Source organism: Zoogloea sp. 1C4 (assembly GCF_009469605.1).
In the GTDB taxonomy this organism is placed as follows: Bacteria; Pseudomonadota; Gammaproteobacteria; order Burkholderiales; family Rhodocyclaceae; genus Zoogloea; species Zoogloea oryzae.
On the sequence record NZ_SSXU01000027.1, the window covers coordinates 26337 to 44850 of the forward strand.

The window sequence follows — 18514 nt, forward strand, 5'->3', positions numbered from 1 at the left end:
CATGAGTCAGCGCTTCATCAACTGGTTCAAGTTCGCCTCGCCGGCCAGCTTCTATCCCCTCGCCGGCAAGGCCTGGCCCTGGTTCGCCGCCCTCGCCACGGCCTTCTGCGCCGCCGGGCTGTGGATCAGCTTCTTCGTCGCCCCCACCGATTTCCAGCAGGGCGAGGGCTACCGCATCATCTTCATCCACGTGCCGGCCTCGTGGATGTCCATGTTCATCTACTGCGTGATGGCCTTCTGGGCCGCCATCGGCATCACCTTCAACACCCGCCTGTCGGGCATGATGAGCTCGGCCCTGGCGCCCACCGGCGCGCTGTTCGCCTTCATCTCCCTGTGGACCGGCGCCCTGTGGGGCAAGCCCATGTGGGGCGCCTGGTGGGTGTGGGATGCGCGGCTCACGTCGGAGCTGATCCTGTTCTTCCTGTACATCGGCTACATCGCCCTCACCGCCGCCATCGACGACCCGCGCCGGGCCGACAAGGCCGGAGCCATCGTGGCGCTGGTGGGCGTGGTCAATGTGCCGATCATCTATTTCTCGGTGAAGTGGTGGAACACCCTGCACCAGGGCGCGTCGGTGTCCCTCACCAAGGCGCCCACCATGGCCACCACCATGCTGTGGGGCATGCTGCTGATGGCCCTGGCCTTCTGGATGTACAGCATCGCCATCGCGCTCTACCGGGTGCGGGCCATCATCCTCGAACGGGAACGCCACACCACCTGGGTGGCCGAACTGCCGGAGATGCAGCGATGAACTGGGGCAGCGCCAGCGAATTCTTCGCCATGGGAGGCTACGGCCTCTACGTGTGGGGCAGTTTCGGCGTGACCGCCGCCGCCCTGCTGATTGAAACCCTGCTCGCCCGAAAGCGGGTCGCCGACACCCGCCGTGCCCTGCGCCGGGAACTTGCGGCCGACCGCAACGATCAAGACTGAGATGAAACCACGTCACAAACGCTTCGCCATCATCGTCGGCGGCCTGGCCGCCCTCGGCATCGCCGCGGCCCTCGTCCTCAACGCCTTCCAGAGCAATCTGGTGTTCTTCTTCACGCCTACCCAGGTGGCCGGCGGCGAGGCCCCAAAGGGCCGCGCCTTTCGCGTCGGCGGGCTGGTGAAGGAGGGCAGCCTCCAGCGCACCGACATCACCGCCCGCTTCGTGGTCACCGACACCGCCAAGGAGATCCCCGTCACCTACAAGGGCATCCTGCCGGACCTCTTCTCCGAGGGCAAAGGCGTGGTCGCCCAGGGCAGCCTGGGGCCGGACGGCCAGTTCACCGCCACCGAAGTGCTCGCCAAGCACGACGAGAACTACATGCCGCCCGAGGCCAAGGCCGCGGTGGACAAGGCCCACGAGGCCTCCCGAACCTTAAAGCAGTGAAGAGTGAAGGGTAACGAGTGAGGAGGCCGGCCTCAAGCCTCGTACGCTCCCGATTCGCCTGGTCACCGCATCACCCCTTACTCGTACCTCCTCCCCGGAGAAACCATGATCCCCGAAATCGGCTCCTTTGCCCTCGTCCTGGCCCTGCTGGTGGCCCTCGTGCAGGGAACATTGCCCCTCGTCGGCGCCCAGCGGGGCGTGGCGGCATGGGTGCAGCTGGCGCGGCCCGCGTCGGCCACCCTGTTCCTGCTCATCGCGGTGGCCTTCGGCTGCCTCACCGCCAGCTTCATCAACAATGATTTCTCGGTGCTGTATGTTGCCCAGCACTCCAACTCGCGCCTGCCGATCGAGTACCGCATCGCCGGCGTGTGGGGCGGCCACGAGGGCTCGCTGCTGCTGTGGGTGCTGATGCTGTCCCTGTGGGCGCTGGCCGTGGCGGCCTTCTCCCGCAGCCTGCCGGACGACATGGTGGCGCGGGTCGAGGGCGTGCTTGGCCTCGTCGCCGCCGGCTTCATCCTGTTCATCCTCACCACCTCCAGCCCCTTCGAGCGCCTCTTGCCCGGCGCCGACGACGGCCGTGACCTCAACCCGCTGCTCCAGGACCCGGGCCTGATCTTCCATCCGCCGATGCTCTACATGGGCTACGTGGGCTTCTCGGTGGCCTTCGCCTTCGCCATCGCGGCGCTGCTGTCGGGCCGGCTGGATGCCGCCTGGGCGCGCTGGTCGCGGCCGTGGACCACCGCCGCGTGGGTCTTCCTCACCCTCGGCATCGGCCTCGGCTCGATCTGGGCCTACTACGAGCTGGGCTGGGGTGGCTGGTGGTTCTGGGATCCGGTCGAGAACGCCTCCTTCATGCCCTGGCTGGTGGGCACCGCGCTGATCCACTCCCTGGCGGTCACCGAAAAGCGCGGCAGCTTCAAGAACTGGACGGTGCTGCTGGCCATCGGCGCGTTCTCCCTGTCGCTGCTGGGCACTTTCCTGGTCCGCTCCGGCGTGCTCAGCTCGGTGCACGCATTCGCCACCGACCCGAAGCGCGGGGTGTTCATCCTGCTGTTCCTGGCGGTGGTGGTCGGCTCGTCCCTCACCCTGTTTGCCTGGCGGGCGCCCAAGGTCAGCCTGGGCGGCGCCTTCGCGCTGGTGTCGCGGGAGACCATGCTGCTGATCAACAACCTGCTGCTCCTGTGCGCCGCCGGTGCGGTGCTGCTGGGCACGCTCTACCCGCTGGTGATCGACGCCCTCAACCTGGGCAAGCTGTCGGTCGGCCCCCCGTATTTCAACGCGGTGTTCGCCCCGCTGATGGTGCCGGTGCTGTTCCTGATGGCCGTCGGCCCCGTTGCGCGCTGGAAGCAGGCCAATATCGCCGACATCATCCGCCCCCTGCGGGCCGCCTTCGCGCTGGCCGTGGTGGCCGGCGTCGGCCTGCCCTTCGTGGCCGGCAACTGGAGCGCCGGCGTGGCGCTGGGCATCGGCCTGGCGGTGTGGATCGTCGGCTCGTCGGTGCTGCAGATCCTCGCCCGGGCCAAGTCCGGCATGCCGCCGCGGTCGTTCTGGGGCATGCACCTGGCCCACGTGGGCATCGCGGTCACCGTGGTCGGCATCGTGATGGTCAAGCACTACGAAACCGAGCGCGACGTGCGCATGGCCCCCGGCGACACCGTCGCGGCGGGCAGCTACACGATCCGCTTCCTGGGCGTCGAAGGCGCACCCGGCCCCAACTACACCGCCGCCCGCGGCAACCTGGAGCTCCTCAAGGACGGCCAGCTGGTGATGCCGCTGCATCCCGAGAAGCGCAAGTACCTCTCCTCCGCCATGCCGATGACCGAAGCCTTCATCGACCCGGGCCTCACGCGTGACATCTACGTCTCGCTGGGCGACCCGCTCGAAGGTGACGACGGCGCCTGGAGCGTGCGCGTGTATTACAAACCCTTCGTCAGCTGGATCTGGGCCGGCGCCGTGCTGATGGCCCTGGGCGGCATCTTCGCCGCCAGCGACCGCCGCTACCGCCTCAAGTCGGCCGCCCGCGCCGCCACCAAGCTCGCCCCCGGAGCCGCATCGTGAAACGTTTCCTGATCCCCCTCGGCATCTTCCTGGTGCTGATCGTGTTCCTCGCCATCGGCCTCAACCGTGATCCCCACGAGGTGCCCTCGCCGCTGGTCGGCAAGCCGGCGCCCGAATTCCGCCTCGTCACGCTGGCCGATCCGGCCAAGGAATTCTCCCCCGCCGACATGCGCGGCCAGGTGTGGCTGCTCAACGTATGGGCCTCGTGGTGCGTGTCGTGCCGCGCCGAGCACCCGCTGCTGGTGGCCTTCGCCAAGGACGGCAAGCTGCCGGTGGTCGGGCTCAACTACAAGGAAGTGCGCGGCGACGGTGGTCTCGACGCCAAGAAGCTCGCCCCGGAGCAGGAACTCGCCCTCACCCGCCAGCGCGCCGGCGCCTGGCTCGCCCAGCACGGCAACCCGTACCTGCTGTCGGTGCTCGACATGGACGGCCGGGTCGGCATCGACTACGGCGTGTATGGCGTGCCCGAAACCTATCTGATCGACAAGAAAGGCGTGATCCGCTTCAAGCAGATCGGCCCGATCACCCCCGAAGCCCTGAGCCAGAAGATCCTGCCGCTCGCCAAGCAGCTGGCCGCCGAATGACGAACGCCATGACCCGCCGCCTGCTCGCGCCCCTCGCCGGCCTGCTCCTCGCCGCCAGCCTCAACCTCCACGCCGCCGACGCCACGCCGATGGCCGAAGACCCGGTGGTCGAGGCCCGCCTCGTCACCATCTCCGAAGAACTCCGCTGCCTCGTCTGCCAGAACGAAAGCCTCGCCGCCTCCCGCGCCGAGCTCGCCAACGACCTGCGCGAGGAAGTCCGCAAGCTCATCCACCAGGGCAAGTCCGACGCCGACATCCGCGACTACCTCGTCGCCCGCTACGGCGACTTCGTGCTCTACCGCCCGCCGGTCAAGCCCACCACCTGGCTCCTGTGGTTCGGCCCCTTCGCGCTGCTCGCCGGTGGCGCCGTCGGCCTCATCGCCTACCTGCGCCGGCGTGCCGGCAAGGTTGATGCCCCCGACCTGACCGCCGACCAGCGCGCCGCCGCCGAAGCCCTCCTCGGCACCGACTCCTCCCAACGCCCGAAGAACGACGCATGACCGCCTTCTGGATTGCCGCCGGGCTGCTCACCGCCCTCGTCCTCGCCGTGCTGTGCTGGCCGCTGCTGCGCCACAAGGCCGCCGCCCACGCCTCCCGCCAGGCCATCAACACCGCCATCTACCGCGACCAGCTGGCCGAACTCGACCGGGATCTCGCCAGCGGCGCCCTCTCCCAGGCCGACTACGCCAGCGCCCGCAGCGAGATCGAGCGCCGCGTCCTCGAAGACGTGGCCGGTGACCCCGCCGCCCCGACGGAGGCCCCGCGCCGCCTGCCGCGCACCGCGCTGGGCCTCGCCGTCAGCGTGCCGCTGGCCGCCGTTGCGCTGTATTTCGCCCTCGGCAACCCCGCCGCCCTCGACCCGGCCGCCTCCCAACAGGCCACCGAGCCCAGTGCCGCCGAAGTCGAGAAGATGGTCGCCACCCTCGCCACCAAGCTCGAACAGAACCCCGACAACCCCGAAGGCTGGGTGATGCTGGGCCGCAGCTACAAGGTGATGGGCCGCTTCGACGACGCCGCCAAGGCCTTCGAAAAGGCCGGCCCGGCGATGGAAACCAACCCCGAGCTGATGCTCGAACTCGCCGACCTCTCCGCCGAACTCAACAACGGCAAGATCGAAGGCAAGGGCCGCGAACTGCTGCTGAAGGTGCTCGCCGACCAGCCCGACAACCCGCAGGCGCTGGTGCTCGCCGGCTACGACGCCTATTCGCGCCAGCGCTACGCCGACGCCATCAAGCACTGGGAGAAGCTGCTGGCGATGGTCCCGCCCGATTCCCAGGACGCCCAGAACCTCACCGCCGGCATCGAGAAGGCCCGCAGCCTGATGGGCGCCGGCGCCCCCGCCCGTGCAGCCGAGAAGCCCGCAAAGGCAGCCAAGGCCGACGTGCCCGCCGCCAGCAAGGTCAGCGGCAAGGTCGAGCTGGCCCCGGAACTCAAAGCCAAGGCCAGCCCCGACGACGTGGTGTTCATCTTTGCCCGCGCCGCCCAGGGCCCGCGGATGCCCCTGGCGGTGGTCCGGGCCAAGGTGGCCGACCTGCCGGTGGATTTCACCCTCGACGACAGCATGGCCATGAGCCCCGACTTCAAGCTCTCCTCCGCCGGCGAGCTGCGCATCGAAGCCCGCGTTTCCAAGAGCGGCAACGCCATTGCCGCGCCGGGCGACCTGTCCGGCGAAGTCGGCCCGGAGAAAGCCGGCGCCAGCGGCATCCGGCTGCGCATCGACCGCGTCGTGCCGTAATTTCGGCCCGGTACAGGCTGCCGGCCGCGATAAATAGTCGCAGCCTATACCGAGCATCGCAATAAACAATTGGCGCCGCGGCAGCGCTGCCGTACGATGGTCCGACGTCTGACAAAACTGCTTCCTGAGGGCAGGTCAGGCGATCTAGCTGCACTTGGCGCGCCGGGGTAAAAACAGAAAACACCCCCCAATACCCACAGAGATCCATCCCGGCGCCCATTTTTCCCCAATGTCCCGCGAAAATCTCCTCTCGCCGCTCCCGCCACCGGGCCCGGAAGAGCGCTTTGACACCCTCTTCGCCAGCCCTCACGTGCGCATCGAGCGCATCGTCTCGCACCGCCACGCCAGCCCGCCCGGCTTCTGGTACGACCAGGCCGAGGACGAATGGGTGATGCTCGCCCAGGGCTCTGCCGAACTGGAATTCGATGACGGCCGCCGCGAGCGGCTCGCCCCCGGCGACTGGCTGCTGATCCCCGCCGGCTGCCGGCACCGGGTCGCCGCCACCGGGCCCGACACCGTGTGGCTCGCGGTGCACGTCGCCCGCTGACGCCTGGCTCCCAACACAGATCCCGGCCGATTGTCGTATTCTCCTGTCCTTCCCCCACAGGAGAACGCCCCATGATCCGACGCAGTCTCACCGCCCTGGCCTTTGCCCTGGGCGCCAGCTTCCTCCCCTTTTCCGCTGCCCAGGCCGAAGCGCCGGCCATCGGCACCCAGGTGCCCGGCTACTACCGCATGGCCCTCGGCACGCTTGAGATCACCGCCCTCTACGACGGCTACGTGGATCTCGGCGCCAACCTGCTGCTGGGCGCCAGCAAGGCCGAAGTGCAGAAGCTGCTCGCCAGACAGTTCATCGCCGGCGAGAAGGTCCAGACCGCCGTCAACGCCTACCTGATCAACGCCGGCGGCAAGCTGATCCTCGTGGATGCCGGCGCAGCCAAGGCCTTCGGCCCGACCCTCGGCTTCATCGGCGAGCAGCTCCGCGCCGCCGGCTACAGCCCGGACAAGGTGGACGTGGTGCTCCTCACCCACCTCCACGCCGACCACGTGGCCGGCGTCCTCGACGCCGACGGCAAGCCGCTGTTCCCCAACGCCGAGATCCACGTGGCCAAGTCCGAGAGCGACTTCTGGCTGTCCGAAGCCAACGCCGCCGCCGCGCCCAAGGACTTCAAGCCCTTCTTCGAGCTCGCCCGCAAATCGGTGGCGCCCTACCAGGCCCTCGGCAAGTACAAGACCTTCACCGGCGAAGCCGACTTCGGCAGCGTGAAGGCCGTGCCCTCCAACGGCCACACGCCGGGCCACACCAGCTACATCGTCGAATCCGGCGGCCAGCGCCTGCTGATCCTCGGCGACGCGGTGCACGCCCACGCGGTGCAGTTCACCCACCCGGAAGTCGCCATCGAGTTCGACAGCGACAAGAAAGCCGCCATCGCCGCCCGCAAGAAACTCTTCGCCTGGGCCGCGAAGGAGAAGCTGCTGGTCTCCGGCATGCACCTGCCCTTCCCGGGCATCGGCCACGTACGCGCCGAAGGCAAGGCTTACGCCTGGGTGCCGGTGGAATACAGCCCGATCCGCACCGACAAGTAAGCGCGGCATCGCTGCAAACAAAAGGGCGACCCGCGGGTCGCCCTTTTTGCTGGTGCCGAAAACCGGCGCGGCTTACAGCCCCGCGTCGGCGCGCAAGGCTGCGGCCTTGTCGGTGGTTTCCCAGGTGAAGTCCACCTCGTCACGGCCGAAGTGGCCGTATGCGGCAGTGCGCGAGTAAATCGGGCGCAGCAGGTTGAGGCTGGCGATGATGCCCTTCGGACGCAGGTCGAAGTGGCGACGCACCAGCTCGACGATCTTCTCGTCCGACACCTTGCCGGTGCCGAAGGTCTCGACCATCAGGCTCACCGGCTGGGCCACGCCGATGGCGTAGGCCACCTGCACCTCGCAGCGATCGGCGAGGCCGGCGGCGACGATGTTCTTCGCCACGTAGCGGCCGGCGTAGGCGGCGGAACGGTCCACTTTGGACGGATCCTTGCCCGAGAACGCGCCACCACCGTGGTGGGCCGCGCCGCCGTAGGTATCGACGATGATCTTGCGCCCTGTGAGGCCGCAGTCGCCGTTCGGGCCGCCGATCACGAACCGGCCGGTGGGGTTGATGAGGTAGCGGGTGTCGGCGGTGAGCATGTCCTTCGGCAGCACCGGCTTGATGACTTCCTCGATCACCGCCTCGGAGAGCGCGGTGTGGGCGATGTCCGGGTGATGCTGGGTGGACACCACCACGGTGTCGATCGCCACCGGCTTGCCATCCACATAGCGCACGGTGAGCTGGCTCTTGGCATCCGGGCGCAGCCACGGCAGGCGGCCGTCCTTACGCACTTCGGCCTGGCGCTGCATGATGCGGTGGGCGTAGTAGATCGGGAAGGGCATCAGGCTGGGCGTCTCGTTGCACGCGTAGCCGAACATCAGGCCCTGGTCGCCGGCGCCCTGGTCGAGGTCGAGGCCCTCGCCTTCATTCACGCCCTGGGCGATGTCGGAGGACTGGCGGTTGATCGCGGTGAGCACCGCGCAGCTCTTATAGTCGAAGCCGATGTCGGAATCGTCGTAGCCGATGCGCTTGACCGTCTCGCGGGCGATGTCCATGTAGTTGATGTCGGCCTTGGTGGTGATCTCGCCGGAGATCACGACGAGGCCGGTTGACACCAGGGTCTCGCAGGCCACGCGGCCGCGCGGGTCCTGGGCCAGGATGGCGTCGAGGACGGCGTCGGAGATCTGGTCGGCAACCTTGTCCGGGTGGCCTTCGGAGACGGATTCCGAGGTAAACAGGTATTCTTTGGCCATGAGGCACTCCTAGAAAAACAAAATCCCCGGGACTGGCGCCGTTGCCGTCTCTGGGGATTCGTCTGAGCGGCGACGCTTTAGCAGTATTTTTTTGGCCCGGGACACGGCGTTGCCGTGGACCTCCTCCGCCCTGCAAGTTGTCGGATTAACTCGGCGGAATCACAATTATAACTTTGCGCCCCCGGCCGTCAATTAAGCCGATTCCCTACACACCCGTCCCGCACTGCCGATGGCGTCGCTGATCTTCTCCTTCTTCGCCGGCCTGCCCCTGGGCACGCTGCAAAAACTGGGCGTTTTCGCCGGCTGGCTGACCTACGCCCTGTCGCCCACCTACCGACGGCGCCTGCGCGCCAACCTCGAACACGCCCTGGGCAAGGCCGACGCCGACCGGGTGTGGCGCCGCGCCGTGGGCGAAACCGGCAAGCAGGCGCTGGAGCTGCCGTGGATGCTGCTGCGCCCCCAGGACGAACTCGTCGCCAAGGTCGTCCGCGTGACTGGCTGGGAGCACGTCGAGGCCGCCGAGGCCCGCGGCGGCGGCATCCTGTTCATCACGCCGCACCTGGGCTGCTTCGAGATCACCGCCCAGTACTTCTCGACCCACCGGCCGATCACCGTGCTCTACCGCGCGCCCAAGAAGGCCGTGCTGCAGCCCGTCATCAACGCCGGCCGCAGCCGCGGCAACATGCACCTGGCGCCGGCCGACGTTGGCGGCGTGCGCCGGCTCATCAAGGCCCTGCGCGCCAAGGAAGCCGTGGGCATGCTGCCCGACCAGGTGCCCGGCGCCGGAGAAGGCGCCTGGCTGCCCTTCTTCGGCCGCCCGGCCTACACCATGACGCTGGCCGCGCGGATGTCCGAGGTGGCCGGCGTGTCCACGATCTTCGCCTGGGCCGAGCGCCTGCCAGGCGGCGAGGGCTTCCACTTGCGCCTGCGCCCGCCCCTCGCGCCCCTCGAAGGCGACACCGAAACCCGCGCCGCCGCCATCAACCGCGAGATGGAAGCCCAGATCCGCGAGAATCCCGCCCAATACCTGTGGGGCTACAACCGCTACAAGCGCCCGAAAGACGGCGCGCCGGCCCCCACCTCCACGCCAGTTCAAAACCAACCATGAGTCGAATCCTCGTTGCCCTGCTGTGGCTGCTCCACTGGCTGCCGCTGTCGGTCCAGGCCCCCATCGGCCGCGGCCTCGGGCTGCTGCTTTACTGGGTGATCCCGGCCCGCCGCAAGGTCACCCTCACCAACCTGCGGCTGTGCTTTCCCGAGCTTTCCGAAGCCGAACGCAAGGCCCTGGCGAAGGAACACTTCGCGCTGGCCGGGCGCAGCATGATCGAGCGCGGGCTGGCCTGGTTCGCCCCTGAAGCCCGCCTGCGCAAGCTGATCCGCATCGACGGCGAAGATCGGTTGAAGAAACTGGTGGAAGCCCGCCAGCCGGTGATCCTGCTCACGCCGCACTTCCTGGGGCTGGATCTGGGCGGCACGCGGATGGCCATGTCCTTCGACTGCGTGAGCATCTACGCCCGCCAGAAAGACCCGGTGATCGACCACTGGCTGTACCACGGCCGCAGCCGCTTCGGCAGCCAGGTGCTGCTGCGCCGGGACGAGAGCGTGCGGGCGTCGATTAAGGCGATGAAGGAGATCCGGCCGTTCTACTACCTGCCGGACATGGACAACGGGCCGCACGAATCCATCTTCGTGCCGTTCTTCGGCGTGCCGGCGGCGACGCTGTCTGCTTTACCGCGCCTCACCAAGCTGGGTGGCGCGGTGGTGATGCCCTGCATCACCCGCATGCTGCCGGGCGGCCAGGGCTACGTGGTGGAGCTGGGCGAACCGTGGAGCGACTTCCCCACCACCGACGTGGACGCCGACGTGCGCCGGATGAACGCCTGCATCGAAGACCAGGTGCGCACGATGCCGGCCCAGTATTACTGGGTGCATCGCCGCTTCAAGACCCGCCCGCCGGGCGAGCCGAAGATCTACTGAACGGCCGTGACGGCTTCAGCCGTCCTGGCCATCCTTCGCGGCAAGCTCCGCCAGCACCAGCGGAAACGCCGCGCTCCCCACCAGCGCCACGCCCGATACAACCAGCACCAGCCCAGCGCCGGATTCCTGCAGCAGCGGGTGCAGCCCCTCGCCAAAGCCAGCCAGCAGCAACAGCCCGGCGATCAGGCACGCCAGGCCCGGAATCCCCATCAGCCAGGCGCCCGCCGGCAGTCGCTTGAGGGCCATCGTCACACCCGCTTGAAGACCAGATCCCACACCCCGTGGCCGAGCTTGATGCCGCGGTTCTCGAACTTGGTGAGCGGGCGGTAATCCGGCTTGGGCGCGTAGCCCTCGGCGGTGTTGGCGAGCAGCGGCTCGGCCCCGAGCACCTCGAGCATCTGCTGGGCGTATTCCTCCCAGTCGGTCGCGCAGTGCAGGTAGCCGCCGGGGGCGAGGCGGCTGGCGATCAGCTTGACGAAGGGCCCCTGCACCAGCCGGCGCTTGTGGTGGCGCTTCTTGGGCCAGGGATCGGGGAAGTAGATGTGCACGCCGGCGAGCGAGCCTTCCGGGATCATGTCGCGCAGCACCTCGACCGCGTCGTGCTGGACGATGCGCAGGTTGGTGATGCCGCCCTCGTCGATCAGCTTGCACAGGCTGCCCACGCCGGGCGCGTGCACCTCGATGCCGAGGAAGTCATCCCCCTGCCGGGCCTGGGCGATCACCGCGGTGGATTGGCCCATGCCGAAGCCGATCTCGACGATCTGGGGCGCCTTGCGGCCGAAGACGTCGGCCAGGTCGATGGGTTCGGGCCGGTACTGCACGCCCACCTTCGGCATCATCTCGTCGAGGAAGCGATGCTGGGCATCCGACATGCGGCCCTGGCGCAGCACGAAGCTGCGGATCGACTGGGAGGTGAGACGGCTGCCGCCCTGCGGCTCGTCGTCGGACTGGATGAGTTGCTGTTCGTCGCTCATGGCGGTCAAGGCTTGTGGTGATCCCTGTAGGTCGGACTTCAGTCCGACATCCGTCGGCGAGATCAACGCGATCTGTCGGACTGAAGTCCGACCTACAGGGTAGGCGGATGTCGGGCCAATACCCGACCTACAGGTTGATTCAAGGAAAACGGCGCGCCGCAGCGCGCCGTCGATCAATCGCGCTCCCGCGTCAGCTGCCGATCATCCCGGTGGTCGGCGAGCTCGGGCTGGCGGTGTAGTACTTGCGGGGCATGCGGCCGGCGAGGAAAGCCTCGCGGCCCGCCTCGACGCCCTTCTTCATGGCGCCGGCCATCTTCACCGGATCGTTCGCCAGGGCGATGGCGGTGTTCATCAGCACGCCGTCGCAGCCCAGCTCCATGGCGATGGCGGCGTCCGACGCGGTGCCTACGCCCGCGTCCAGCAGCACCGGCACCTTCACGGCGTCGCGCACCAGCTGGACGTTCCAGGGGTTGAGCACGCCCATGCCTGAGCCGATCAGCGAGGCGAGCGGCATCACCGCCACGCAGCCGATGTCTTCCAGCATCTTGGCCTGGATGGGATCGTCGGAACAGTAAACCATCACCTCGAAGCCCTCCTTCACCAGCACCTCGGCGGCCTTGAGGGTTTCGGGCATGTTGGGGAACAGGGTGTGCGGATCGCCCAGCACTTCAAGCTTCACCAGCCGGTGGTCGTCCAGCAGCTCGCGGGCGAGGCGCAGGGTGCGCACCGCGTCATCGGCGGTGTAACAGCCCGCCGTGTTGGGCAGGTAGGTGAAGCGCGAAGGGGGCAGCGCGTCGAGCAGGCTCGGGGCGTTCGGGTCCTGCCCGATGTTGGTGCGGCGGATCGCCACGGTGACGATCTGCGCCCCGCTCGCGTCCACGGCCTCGCGGGTCTGCGCGAAATCCTTGTACTTGCCGGTACCCACCAGCAGCCGGGAGGAATAGCTCTTGCCTGCAATCGTCAGCAAATCGTCCATCGAAGCGCCAGCCTCATCAAATCAGATCGGGAAACAACAGGAGTGGGCCGGACAGCCCGCCAGAAAACGGCCCTCGGCCTCAACCGCCACCCACCGCCACGACGATCTCGAGCGCATCGCCATCGGCGAGCTGGGTGCTGCCGTGCAGGCCCTTGGGCACGATCTCGCCGTTCCGCTCCACCGCCAGCCGCTTGCCGGTAAGCCCCATCTCGTCGAGGAGCGCAGCCACCGTGGCCGGCGCCGCCAGCGAACGGGCCTCGCCATTGATCTTGAGGGACAGCAGGGAAGTCGTGGTGTGGGTCGTCATGGGCGCGAGTTTACCACGCCCCCCGTTGCCCTCGCCCGCGCCGATGCGTACAATCCCGGGCTCACGAGCGGGCGTCGTATAATGGTAATACCTCAGCTTCCCAAGCTGATGCCGTGGGTTCGATTCCCATCGCCCGCTCCACTGCATCATTCTGAGGACTTCCGCAGAAGTCCAAGAGAGTCTGCAAGTCGTTGCCGCACAAGGACTTTTCCTCTCTTTGACGTTCTGCCGTGGTCCACTGCGATCCGCCTACAGCCGGGACTTTTAAGTCCACAAACAAGTCCATTTTTGCGGGCGCAGCTGATTCCGGATTGTTGATGGAGGGGCGAGGTCGACGTGACCAGCATCTGGTTCCTGACTCATGTTCAGGAGCAAGAGCATGGCACTCTCAGACCTGGCCGTTCGACAGGCCAAGGCAACAGGCAAGGCATACACCCTCCCTGACTTGGATGGCCTCTCCCTGGCCGTCACGGCTGCAGGGGGCAGGACTTGGCACTTCCGCTACTACTGGGCGGGCAAGCAGAAGCGGATGTCGCTCGGCACCTACCCGGAGGTGACGCTTCGCGAGGCCCGCAGCCTACGCGACGAAGCGCGTGCCCTGCTAGCCAAAGGCACCAATCCTCGCGTTCACCGCAAGCAGAAGCGCACTGCTGTCCGGCTCGCCGACGAAAACACCTTCGAGGCGGTGTATCGCAAGTGGCTCAAGCATCGCGGGCTCAGCCTCAAGGAAGGCCGGCAGACGACCCTTTCGATACTTCCGCGCATCTTCGACAAGGATGTGCTGCCCGCCTTGGGCAAGCGGTCGGTCTATGAGATCAAGCGTCCCGACCTCTTGGAGGTGATTGCCAAGATCGAGAAGCGCAGGGCGCTCTCCGTCGCCGAGAAAGTCAGGACGTGGTTCAACCAACTGTTCCGCTACGCGCTGGTGATCGTGCCGGGCCTGGAGCAGAACCCTGCCTCCGATCTCGATGTGGTGGCGCTGCCGCTGCCACCCGTCAACCACAACCCGTTCCTGCGCATGGCCGAGCTGCCGACGCTGTTGCAGCGGCTGCGCAGCTATCGCGGCAGGCGGCAGACCCAGCTCGGGCTGCGGCTGTTGCTGCTGACCGGCGTGCGAACCGGCGAGCTGCGACAGGCGATGCCGGATCAATTCGATCTGGACCGTGGGTTGTGGATCATCCCGCCCGACGTCGTGAAGCAACTCCAGTTGGATATGCGCAAGAAGCGGCAGCAGCCGAAGGACATCCCGCCCTACATCGTGCCTTTGTCGATTCAGGCCATGGAGATCGTCCGGCACCTGCTGGATGAGTTCAAGCCGGCCCAGCGCTACCTGTTCCGGCACGACAGCGACTTGAAGAAGCGCATCAGCGAGAACACGCTCAATGGTGCCCTCAAGCGCATGGGCTATCAGGAACGCCTGACCGGACACGGCATCCGCGGCACGATGTCCACTGCGCTCAACGAGATCGGCTACCCGAAGGTCTGGGTGGATGCACAGCTCTCGCATGTCGATCCCAACAAGGTCAGCGCGACCTACAACCATGCCGAGTACGTGGAGCAGCGTCGCCGCATGATGCAGGACTGGGCCGATCGGCTCGACCTCTTCGAGCAGAACCAGGTCGAGGCGGCCAGCATGCCGCTCACCGTGCATCTGGAAGGCGTGCCCGCGTTCCCGAATGAGCAAACCGCAAGCGCACCCTCCACGCCGGTTGCCGCTTCGCCAATCCTGCTCGTGACGAAGCCGGGTGACGCCATGCCGTTGGTTTCTGCCGCCGCACATCGGCTACCGGCGGTTCCGCCCCCTCGATCGGCCGCGCCGCTGGTGCCTTCGGACATTCAGCGCGAGAGGATGGAGCTGTTCGATGTCTTCGAAGCGCCGCACAACCTTCCCGTCGCGGCGTTTGCCAAGATGGCGGGCAAGTCCCGCAGGTGGATCAGCTACGAGATCAAGGCCGGCAACTTGCTGGCGTTGAACGTGGGCAACCGCGGCCAGCGGGTGCCGGACTGGCACCTCGACCCACTCAAGCACGAGCTGATCCAGTCCGTCCTCAAGCTGACCAGGGGTGCGGACCCTTGGCAGATCTACCATGCACTGCTGCAACCGCGCTCGATGCTGCGGGGGCATTCGGCACTGGAGGGCGTGACGGCCGGCAATCTCGACAAGCTCGTCATGGCAGTGAGCACAGCCGTGAAGGAAAGCGAATGGACCCCGCCGCGAGTCGGAGTCGCCTAGCAGCAGGAATGCGGGATCGTGGCGAAACCGCGATCCCCGCACGTCTGTCAGGACACCAAGCGCGCGCGGCGGGCGAATCTTGCCTGGGTGTCCGACAAGGAAGCGTTGCGGCGGAGCAGGTAAGCCATCACGATCGTCGGTGCGCCGGCCAGCGGCCGCACGGCGATGCCTCGGCGTAGGTAGCTCGCCAGTCTCGCGGCAGGCGCAATGGCGATCCCGTATCCGGCGGCAACCAGCGTCATCGCCACATCGAATGTCTCCACCGTTTGCTCTCGCTCTTGCAGCGCGTTTTCGAACACACGCTGCACGGTCATGCGCCATGGTTCATCGGTCGTGGACTGCGAGCAGATCAAGGGCTGCTTGAGCACTTCCCCGCACGGCACTTCACGGTAGGCCAGCAGGTGGGAGCGCTTGGCCACGGCGACCGCCAGCGTGTCATGCCACAGCGGTTCGCATACCCAGCCAGGCCACTGCCGGGCAACCGCAGACAAGGCGAAGTCGAAGCCGTCGTCCGGCAGCTCCGCGCCTCGATCGGGATCTGTCCAGCCGGCCAGGACGGCATGAGTCTCCGGCTCTTCGGCACGCTGCAGGGCGAGCACGTCGGCGAGCTGGGGAGGCACCCATTCGCCGAGGACGGCCATGCGAATTTCGGCGGTGATGTCACTCGATTCCACGTCCAGCTCCCCCAGGCGGTGAACTCGTGGCAACTGATCTCGAAGCCGTTGGATGAGTTAAGTTTAACGTGGTTTAAATCGTGACCGTGTTCGACGCTCTTGGCAATGCCAAAGCGTTCGATCCAAAGGGGCCGCCCCACCGGCACCACTACCTACGAAGCGGAACCAGCCATCGCGTTTGGGGCTGCCGTGCGGGAAGAAAGAACCAACCAGGGCATCGCTCAGGAAACGCTGGCCCACATGGCCGGCATCGAACGGTCGCACATGGGCAAGATCGAGCGCGGCGAGCACGTCCCCACGCTCCCTCTCATCCTCAAGATCGCCCGTGCGCTGAAATGCAGTTCCGCCCACTTGATGACTCTGACCGAAGCCAAGCTGGCGGAGTCGGCCCCATCCGCAGATTGAAGCCGGCCCGCACAGCGGTCGCATGCCTACGCCTGATCGTCGTCCTTGGCCCCAAGGGCTGAATCTTCGCGCTTTGCGGCCTCGTTGAGGAGCCGCAGGTATGGGTTGTCTGGCGGCGTCTCCTGGAACAGCGCATCCGGGCTGACGAGCAGGTAGCCGTGCAGCCGGCGCGACTTGCGCGGCCCCGTGACTTCGCAGGTCCAGATGTTCAGCCCGCTCGGCTGCTTGCGGTGCTGTCCCAACTTCTCGAAGCGCTTCTGCACCCACTGCCACCCCTCCAGCTTCTCCTGCTTGGCCAGCGCGGCGACTTGAAGGTACTCCTGCGCGTAGCGCTGGAACACGCCGGGGCTGACGAGGTAGGTCGTACCGGCGACGGTATGCACCAGGGCCTTGGCGTCGTTGATGATGAGCTTGCGCGTCTGGATGCTCTGACGCAGCCAGGCCATGAAGTGCGCCCCGGAGGGCTCCGCGCGATCCTGGGAAGACGCGAGGCTCATCTGCGGCGGGGGCATGGTCGAAGGGGCCGGCTCGGGCTCGGCAACAGGGGAACTCGGGATCTCCGGTGTCGCGGGTGGAGCGGTGTCGCCCAGCAGGTCGAGCAGCGCGGCCACGCCGGCATCCGTGGCTGTGGATGCGATCGGCGCCGCGCTCGCGGATGCAGCTTCGATGCCTTCGGCGCGCGGCCCATCGGCCACCGCCGGCGCCTGCGGCTCCGCCTGTTCCTCCTCGACCTGCACACGGCCTGCGAACGGCGCCGGCCGGTCGGCGGCATCCCAGATCATCGCCGGCGAGAGTTTCAGGAAGGTGAAGGCGTGCGACCAGCCGGCGTCGCTGGTGACGGTAGCCTTCCAGATCGCCTTGCCATCCGGCGTCGGTTGCACGATGCCGTGATCCTGCAGCACGTTGAACACCGCCGTGTTGCTCGCCGGAATGCCGTCGATGCCCTGCGACAGCAGATGTGCGCGCAGCTTGTCGGAGACGGTCTTGCTCACCAGCCACAAGGCGTCTTGGGTCAGCCAACCGTCCGCCGGGCCGGCCTGGTTCAGCTTGAACGCTTCCTTGAGCAGGTAGCGCAAGCCGTCGAGCAATTTGCGTTGCAGCGCATGCTTGGGCGCCGCCAGCGCCTTGCTGGGATCGCCGCCGAGTTCCTGGGCGACCGATGCCTGGTCGGCCTGCACGACCAGTTCGCCGAGCGTGCCGGCGTGCTCGTACTGGCCGGCCAGCACGTACAGCAGCGCGGCCCAGAGGTCGGGATAGCCGCTGAGCCAGTCGAAGATGTCCCGATCGAGAAGGCGCACGTAGAGCAGCCCGGTGGCGGCGCTGTGCAGGCGGTACTCGCGCTCCTTTCGGTAACGGAAGCGGTAGGGCTTTCGCAGCGGGCCGTGCCAGGGATGCCAGACGCTGCCGTCGGCATGCTCGACGTGCAGATCGACCGCAATCTTGCCGATGTCGTGCAGCAAGGCCGCGTAGGCCGTGCCTGCGGTCCAGGCTTCGGCCTGGGCCGCCTGTGCCTCCGGCGTGACGCCCGCAGGCAGCAGGTATGACTGCCGCAGCTTCAGCGCATAGGCGACGATCTCCAGGCCGTGGTCCAGCATGCCGCCCGGATAGGCGTGGTGGTGGTTCTCGGAGGCCGGGAACTGCTGGACCAGCTCGGCGTAGCGCTCCAGTGGGGCGAGGTAGAGCGTGGCGAACTGTCGGCGTGAGAGCGATGTGCGCTGCCAGATGTGTTCCAGCAGTTTCTGCCGGCGCGGCGTGGCCAGCAGCGATGCGGCCGACTCCGGCCGCATCGACCCTTTTGGAGTTTCGATGCCGGAGGTGGGCGGTGTGCCGGCGGTGGGTGGCACCCGTTTGCGCTGGAACAGCGAGAGCATGGCGAACCCCGGATGACGGGCTGCTCAGGGGCGCCTTTTGGCCTTTTCAGGATAGGGCCTTTCCCCTTGGCGCCCTTCCTTTGCCCCTTCTCAGCCCTTTGGCCTTTGTCGGAAGCCTTTGGGTATAGGGCCGCTGCTGCGCGGGTGCCACGATGAATGCGGCATGGGGCAATCCCGGCAAGTGGGGCGCTGCGGGATGTTCGTCAGCTCTGGCCCAAGCCGGTGTCGAGGGCGGCGGATTGCGCTGCGAAGTCGTCGGGACGGCGCTTGCGGAAGGTTTCGAGATTGGCGAGCTTCCAGCGCAGTGCCGGCAGTTGCGCGGCGTGCTGGCACTGCACCAGCGACCAGTCCGGTTCTGCGCGCGCCAGCCCGCTCAGAAACTGCTTGTGCGCGGTGCTTGTATCTTTAAACCAGACCAGCGCGGTAGAGTCTGAACGCCGTTGAGGCGGCCAGACCGGCCCGTGCAGTTTGGTAGGCGCTGGGGTGATAGAGCCCGTGACTGAGTACAGAACGCATGGCCGC

General features: G+C 67.2%; 20 protein-coding genes, 1 tRNA gene and 1 pseudogene. 14 read left to right on the forward strand and 8 right to left on the reverse strand.

The genetic code is table 11. The annotated features are described in order from the left end of the window. Position 1: 1 nt before the first annotated feature. The 9 genes from ccmC to GH681_RS20410 all read left to right on the forward strand — a co-directional run bounded on the left by ccmC (position 2) and on the right by GH681_RS20410 (position 7336). Positions 2-751 carry a heme ABC transporter permease CcmC gene (gene ccmC, locus GH681_RS20370; RefSeq protein WP_153163385.1) on the forward strand — a complete coding sequence of 250 codons (750 nt, stop codon included), beginning with the start codon at positions 2-4 and terminating at the stop codon, positions 749-751. Next, complete coding sequence (ccmD, locus tag GH681_RS20375; RefSeq protein ID WP_153163386.1) at positions 748-930, forward strand: heme exporter protein CcmD; 183 nt, start codon at positions 748-750, stop codon at positions 928-930. The genes ccmC and ccmD overlap by 4 nt, the downstream gene beginning before the upstream one ends. A gap of 1 nt (position 931) precedes the next feature. After that, positions 932-1372 carry a cytochrome c maturation protein CcmE gene (gene ccmE / locus GH681_RS20380; protein WP_153163387.1) on the forward strand — a complete coding sequence of 147 codons (441 nt, stop codon included), beginning with the start codon at positions 932-934 and terminating at the stop codon, positions 1370-1372. Between the two features lie 105 nt (positions 1373-1477). Continuing rightward, positions 1478-3430, forward strand: a complete 1953-nt coding sequence (locus GH681_RS20385) for a heme lyase CcmF/NrfE family subunit (protein WP_153163388.1) — start codon at positions 1478-1480, stop codon at positions 3428-3430. Next, a complete protein-coding gene (locus GH681_RS20390) occupies positions 3424-4014 on the forward strand; it encodes a DsbE family thiol:disulfide interchange protein (protein WP_153163389.1) in 591 nt (196 codons plus the stop codon). Before GH681_RS20385 ends, GH681_RS20390 begins: the two co-directional genes overlap by 7 nt. Further along, positions 4011-4514, forward strand: a complete 504-nt coding sequence (locus GH681_RS20395) for a cytochrome c-type biogenesis protein (RefSeq protein WP_153163390.1) — start codon at positions 4011-4013, stop codon at positions 4512-4514. Before GH681_RS20390 ends, GH681_RS20395 begins: the two co-directional genes overlap by 4 nt. After that, positions 4511-5749 (forward strand): c-type cytochrome biogenesis protein CcmI, encoded by a 1239-nt coding sequence (ccmI, locus tag GH681_RS20400; RefSeq protein ID WP_153163391.1) that lies wholly within the window; start codon positions 4511-4513, stop codon positions 5747-5749. Before GH681_RS20395 ends, ccmI begins: the two co-directional genes overlap by 4 nt. A gap of 229 nt (positions 5750-5978) precedes the next feature. Beyond that, entirely contained in the window at positions 5979-6296 is a 318-nt protein-coding gene (locus tag GH681_RS20405; RefSeq protein WP_153163392.1) for a cupin domain-containing protein, read from the forward strand. A gap of 71 nt (positions 6297-6367) precedes the next feature. Then, entirely contained in the window at positions 6368-7336 is a 969-nt protein-coding gene (locus tag GH681_RS20410) for an MBL fold metallo-hydrolase (protein WP_153163393.1), read from the forward strand. A 72-nt stretch (positions 7337-7408) separates the two neighbouring features. Here the strand turns inward: GH681_RS20410 and metK are convergent, their stop codons facing one another. Beyond that, positions 7409-8575 (reverse strand): methionine adenosyltransferase, encoded by a 1167-nt coding sequence (metK, locus tag GH681_RS20415; RefSeq protein WP_153163394.1) that lies wholly within the window; start codon positions 8573-8575, stop codon positions 7409-7411. A gap of 229 nt (positions 8576-8804) precedes the next feature. On the opposite strand from metK, the gene GH681_RS20420 reads away from it, so the two are divergent. Together GH681_RS20420 and GH681_RS20425 are read left to right on the forward strand one after the other, a co-directional pair. Then, on the forward strand, positions 8805-9683 hold the full coding sequence (locus GH681_RS20420; RefSeq protein WP_153163395.1) for a lysophospholipid acyltransferase family protein: 879 nt from the start codon (positions 8805-8807) through the stop codon (positions 9681-9683). Beyond that, positions 9680-10552 (forward strand): lipid A biosynthesis acyltransferase, encoded by an 873-nt coding sequence (locus tag GH681_RS20425; protein WP_153163396.1) that lies wholly within the window; start codon positions 9680-9682, stop codon positions 10550-10552. Before GH681_RS20420 ends, GH681_RS20425 begins: the two co-directional genes overlap by 4 nt. Positions 10553-10567: 15 nt before the next feature. Here the strand turns inward: GH681_RS20425 and GH681_RS20430 are convergent, their stop codons facing one another. The 4 genes from GH681_RS20430 to thiS form a co-directional block, all read right to left on the reverse strand. Next, entirely contained in the window at positions 10568-10798 is a 231-nt protein-coding gene (locus GH681_RS20430; protein WP_153163397.1) for a hypothetical protein, read from the reverse strand. 2 nt (positions 10799-10800) lie between these two features. Continuing rightward, positions 10801-11526, reverse strand: coding sequence for a tRNA (guanosine(46)-N7)-methyltransferase TrmB (gene trmB, locus GH681_RS20435; RefSeq protein ID WP_153163398.1), 726 nt, complete (start codon positions 11524-11526; stop codon positions 10801-10803). Between the two features lie 190 nt (positions 11527-11716). Further along, on the reverse strand, positions 11717-12502 hold the full coding sequence (locus GH681_RS20440) for a thiazole synthase (protein ID WP_153163399.1): 786 nt from the start codon (positions 12500-12502) through the stop codon (positions 11717-11719). Between the two features lie 79 nt (positions 12503-12581). Beyond that, positions 12582-12785, reverse strand: coding sequence for a sulfur carrier protein ThiS (gene thiS / locus GH681_RS20445; RefSeq protein ID WP_153163404.1), 204 nt, complete (start codon positions 12783-12785; stop codon positions 12582-12584). Positions 12786-12876: 91 nt separating this feature from the next. On the opposite strand from thiS, the gene GH681_RS20450 reads away from it, so the two are divergent. Beyond that, positions 12877-12950: transfer RNA gene (locus tag GH681_RS20450), tRNA-Gly, on the forward strand. A 238-nt stretch (positions 12951-13188) separates the two neighbouring features. Further along, on the forward strand, positions 13189-15042 hold the full coding sequence (locus tag GH681_RS20455; RefSeq protein WP_153163400.1) for an integrase arm-type DNA-binding domain-containing protein: 1854 nt from the start codon (positions 13189-13191) through the stop codon (positions 15040-15042). Between the two features lie 47 nt (positions 15043-15089). Here GH681_RS20455 and GH681_RS20460 read toward each other — a convergent pair whose 3' ends face one another. After that, the gene (locus GH681_RS20460) at positions 15090-15716 is read right to left on the reverse strand and encodes a LysR substrate-binding domain-containing protein (protein ID WP_153163401.1); all 627 of its coding nucleotides are present in this window, start codon (positions 15714-15716) and stop codon (positions 15090-15092) included. A gap of 105 nt (positions 15717-15821) precedes the next feature. Here GH681_RS20460 and GH681_RS20465 point away from each other — a divergent pair, with 105 nt between their 5' ends. Beyond that, complete coding sequence (locus tag GH681_RS20465; protein ID WP_003282197.1) at positions 15822-16121, forward strand: helix-turn-helix domain-containing protein; 300 nt, start codon at positions 15822-15824, stop codon at positions 16119-16121. A gap of 26 nt (positions 16122-16147) precedes the next feature. Here the strand turns inward: GH681_RS20465 and mobH are convergent, their stop codons facing one another. Together mobH and GH681_RS23795 are read right to left on the reverse strand one after the other, a co-directional pair. Further along, positions 16148-17992: a MobH family relaxase gene (gene mobH / locus GH681_RS20470; RefSeq protein ID WP_153163402.1), complete on the reverse strand. Its 1845-nt coding sequence runs from the start codon at positions 17990-17992 to the stop codon at positions 16148-16150. 203 nt (positions 17993-18195) lie between these two features. Next, positions 18196-18514 (reverse strand): annotated as a pseudogene (locus GH681_RS23795) (hypothetical protein); the annotation flags it as partial.

What these genes read in the sequence shown, in the direction of transcription:
- GH681_RS20385 (WP_153163388.1), top strand. Translation starts at nt 1,478, where the DNA reads ATGATCCCCGAAATCGGCTCCTTTGCCCTCGTCCTGGCCCTGCTGGTG.
- GH681_RS20455 (WP_153163400.1), top strand. Translation starts at nt 13,189, where the DNA reads ATGGCACTCTCAGACCTGGCCGTTCGACAGGCCAAGGCAACAGGCAAG.
- GH681_RS20425 (WP_153163396.1), top strand. Translation starts at nt 9,680, where the DNA reads ATGAGTCGAATCCTCGTTGCCCTGCTGTGGCTGCTCCACTGGCTGCCG.
- GH681_RS20465 (WP_003282197.1), top strand. Translation starts at nt 15,822, where the DNA reads ATGCCAAAGCGTTCGATCCAAAGGGGCCGCCCCACCGGCACCACTACC.
- ccmC (WP_153163385.1), top strand. Translation starts at nt 2, where the DNA reads ATGAGTCAGCGCTTCATCAACTGGTTCAAGTTCGCCTCGCCGGCCAGC.
- mobH (WP_153163402.1), bottom strand. Translation starts at nt 17,992, where the DNA reads ATGCTCTCGCTGTTCCAGCGCAAACGGGTGCCACCCACCGCCGGCACA.
- metK (WP_153163394.1), bottom strand. Translation starts at nt 8,575, where the DNA reads ATGGCCAAAGAATACCTGTTTACCTCGGAATCCGTCTCCGAAGGCCAC.
- GH681_RS20405 (WP_153163392.1), top strand. Translation starts at nt 5,979, where the DNA reads ATGTCCCGCGAAAATCTCCTCTCGCCGCTCCCGCCACCGGGCCCGGAA.
- GH681_RS20410 (WP_153163393.1), top strand. Translation starts at nt 6,368, where the DNA reads ATGATCCGACGCAGTCTCACCGCCCTGGCCTTTGCCCTGGGCGCCAGC.
- GH681_RS20395 (WP_153163390.1), top strand. Translation starts at nt 4,011, where the DNA reads ATGACGAACGCCATGACCCGCCGCCTGCTCGCGCCCCTCGCCGGCCTG.
- ccmE (WP_153163387.1), top strand. Translation starts at nt 932, where the DNA reads ATGAAACCACGTCACAAACGCTTCGCCATCATCGTCGGCGGCCTGGCC.
- GH681_RS20430 (WP_153163397.1), bottom strand. Translation starts at nt 10,798, where the DNA reads ATGGCCCTCAAGCGACTGCCGGCGGGCGCCTGGCTGATGGGGATTCCG.
- GH681_RS20440 (WP_153163399.1), bottom strand. Translation starts at nt 12,502, where the DNA reads ATGGACGATTTGCTGACGATTGCAGGCAAGAGCTATTCCTCCCGGCTG.
- ccmI (WP_153163391.1), top strand. Translation starts at nt 4,511, where the DNA reads ATGACCGCCTTCTGGATTGCCGCCGGGCTGCTCACCGCCCTCGTCCTC.
- ccmD (WP_153163386.1), top strand. Translation starts at nt 748, where the DNA reads ATGAACTGGGGCAGCGCCAGCGAATTCTTCGCCATGGGAGGCTACGGC.
- GH681_RS20420 (WP_153163395.1), top strand. Translation starts at nt 8,805, where the DNA reads ATGGCGTCGCTGATCTTCTCCTTCTTCGCCGGCCTGCCCCTGGGCACG.
- trmB (WP_153163398.1), bottom strand. Translation starts at nt 11,526, where the DNA reads ATGAGCGACGAACAGCAACTCATCCAGTCCGACGACGAGCCGCAGGGC.